The 2,786-nt window shown below is 71.6% G+C and carries 2 protein-coding genes; both read left to right on the top strand.

The features are described 5' to 3' along the window. Positions 1-1,408, top strand: a 1,408-nt coding sequence (locus tag FNQ90_RS18725) for a nitrate/nitrite transporter (protein ID WP_228471386.1), incomplete at its 5' end; no start/stop codon positions are given. Between the two features lie 117 nt (positions 1,409-1,525). Beyond that, entirely contained in the window at positions 1,526-2,668 is a 1,143-nt protein-coding gene (locus FNQ90_RS18720) for a uroporphyrinogen-III synthase (protein WP_182607434.1), read from the top strand. Positions 2,669-2,786: the final 118 nt, after the last annotated feature.

Raw genomic sequence — 2,786 nt, 5'->3', positions numbered from 1 at the left:
AACCGTTCGTCCTCGGGGTCCCAGGTCTCGATCCAGCGCCCGCCGCGGCGGACGCTGGATCGAGACCTGGGACCCCGAGGACGAACGGTTCTGGCAACGGGAGGGCCGCCACGTGGCCCGCCGGAACCTGGTGTTCTCCATCATCTCCGAGCACATCGGCTTCTCGGTGTGGACGATGTTCTCCGTCCTGGCCCTGTTCATGGGCCCCGAGTACGGCATCGACGCCGCCGGGAAGTTCTTCCTGGTGGCGATCGCCTCGGCGGTCGGTGCCGGACTGCGCCTGCCCTACGGCTTCGCCGTCGCCCGCTTCGGCGGCCGGAACTGGACGGTGATCAGCGCCGCGCTGCTCCTGCTGCCCACCACCGCCCTGCTGGTGGTCATGGAGCCCGGCACCTCGTACACCACCTTCGTGGTGGTCGCGATCCTCACCGGTTTCGGCGGCGGCAACTTCGCCTCCTCCATGACGAACATCAACAGCTTCTACCCGATGCGGCTGAAGGGCTGGGCGTTGGGCCTGAACGCCGGGGGCGGCAACATCGGTGTGCCGGTGGTGCAGTGGGTGGCGCTGCTCGTGATCTTCGTGGCCGGCTCGCAGTACCCCCGGCTGCTGGTGGCCTTCTACATCCCGCTGATCGTGCTCGCCGTCGCCCTCAGCTGGCGGTACATGGACAACCTGGGGCCGGTCTCCAACGACACCGGAGCCGCCCGGGAGGCCGCCCGCGACGGCCACACCTGGATCATGTCCTTCCTCTACATCGGCACCTTCGGCTCCTTCATCGGCTACGGCTTCGCCTTCGGCCTGGTGTTGCAGAACCAGTTCGACCGCACCCCGTTGGAGGCCGCCTCCATCACCTTCATCGGCCCGCTGCTCGGTTCGCTGATCCGCCCCGTCGGGGGCCGGCTCGCCGACCGGTGGGGCGGGGCGAGGATCACGCTGTGGAACTTCGTCGCGATGGCCGCCGTCTCCGGCGTGGTGGTCGTGGCGTCGATGACGGAGTCATTGGCCCTGTTCGTGGCCGGCTTCATCCCGCTGTTCGTGCTCACCGGCCTGGGCAACGGCTCCACCTACAAGATGATCCCCGGCATCTACCGCTCCAAGGCCTCGGCGATGGGTCTGGTCGGCGAGGCCGCCGCGGTGTACGCGCGACGCCTCTCCGGGGCCACCATGGTGATCATCGGTTCGATCGGGGCCTTCGGCGGCCTGGGGATCAACCTCGCCCTGCGGCAGTCCTTCATGACCTCCGGCAACGGCACCGCCGCCTTCATGGTCTTCTGCGCCTTCTACGTCGCCTGCATCGTGGTGACATGGACCGTATACGTGCGCGGCTCCTCCGCCCCCGCCCCCACCGGCGGACCCGAGGTCGGCGCGACCGAACAGGAGGGACGGCGCGCGTACGCCGGGGTGTGACCCCGGAGCGCACACGCGCCCCGGGTGTTACATCCGGGAAATATCGAGGCACCGAGCCCGTCACGCCCCGTTGACAGGCTCGGTGCCCGCGTACGACGACCCGGGAGCGAAGGCAGGATGCGGACAGCAGATCGGATCAAACCCCTGGACGGCTTCACGGTCGGGGTCACCGCCGCCCGGCGCGCGGAGGAACTCGGCGCCCTGCTGGAGCGCCGGGGCGCCCGGGTGCAGCACGCCCCGGCCCTGCGCATCGTCTCACTGGCCGACGACGACCTGCTCCTCGACGCCACCCGCCGCCTCATCGAACACGGCCCCGACATCGTGGTGGCCACCACCGCCATCGGCTTCCGGGGCTGGATCTCGGCCGCCGACGGGTGGGGCCTGGGCGACGACCTGCTGAGCACCCTGGCCTCCGCCGAGGTGCTGGCGCGCGGCCCCAAGGTGCGCGGCGCCATCCGGGCCGCCGGGCTCACCGAGGAGTGGGCACCCGCCTCGGAGTCCATGGCCGAGGTCCTCGAACGGCTCCTGGAGCAGGGCGTGGCCGGCCGACGCGTCGCGCTGCAACTGCACGGCGAACCGCTGCCCGGCTTCATCGAGTCGCTGCGCGAGGCCGGCGCCGAGGTGGTGGACGTCCCCGTCTACCGCTGGATGCCCCCGGAGGACCTCGGCCCGGTCGACCGGCTCATCGAGGCCGTCGTGGGGCGGCACCTGGACGCCATCACCTTCACCAGCGCCCCGGCCGTCGCCTCCCTGCTGGAACGGGCCGCCGAACTCGGCCGGCAGGAGGCGCTGCTGGAGGCGTTGCGCGGCGAGGTGCTGCCGATCTGTGTCGGCCCCGTCACCGCCCTGCCGCTCCAGTCCCGGGCCGTGCCCACCCGGTACCCCGAGCGCTTCCGCCTGGGCCCCCTGGTGCAACTGCTCTGCGACGAATTGCCCAAGCGCTCCGGGGAGCTGCGGGTGGCCGGTCACACCGTCCGGCTGCGCGGCCACGCGGTGGTCGTCGACGGCGAGCTGCGGCCCGTACCGCCCGCCGGGATGGCCCTGTTGCGCGCCCTGGCCCGCCGGCCCGGCTGGGTGGTGCCCCGGGCCGAGCTGCTGCGCGCCCTGCCCGGCGCCGGACGCGACGAGCACGCCGTGGAGACCGCCATGGCCCGGCTGCGCACCGCCCTGGGGGTGCCCCGGCTCATCCAGACCGTGGTCAAGCGCGGCTACCGACTGGCGGTGGATCCGGCGGCGGAGAGCCCCGGGTACGACACCTGATCCCGCGCCGGTCGCTCCCGGGATCGTCACGGTTCCCGCGCCGTGTGTCGGGTTTCCCGGGGTTTACCGGGTTTTTTTGGGTTTTCCCGGGTTTTCCCGGGTTTCTCACCCTTTCCCC

Source organism: Streptomyces alkaliphilus, assembly GCF_014141535.1.
Lineage (GTDB): Bacteria > Actinomycetota > Actinomycetes > Streptomycetales > Streptomycetaceae > Streptomyces > Streptomyces alkaliphilus.
This window is presented reverse-complemented; position numbering and strand designations above follow the sequence as displayed.

Bases quoted from the DNA above. Each gene is read 5' to 3' on its own strand.
- FNQ90_RS18720 (WP_182607434.1), top strand. From the start codon at position 1,526: ATGCGGACAGCAGATCGGATCAAACCCCTGGACGGCTTCACGGTCGGG.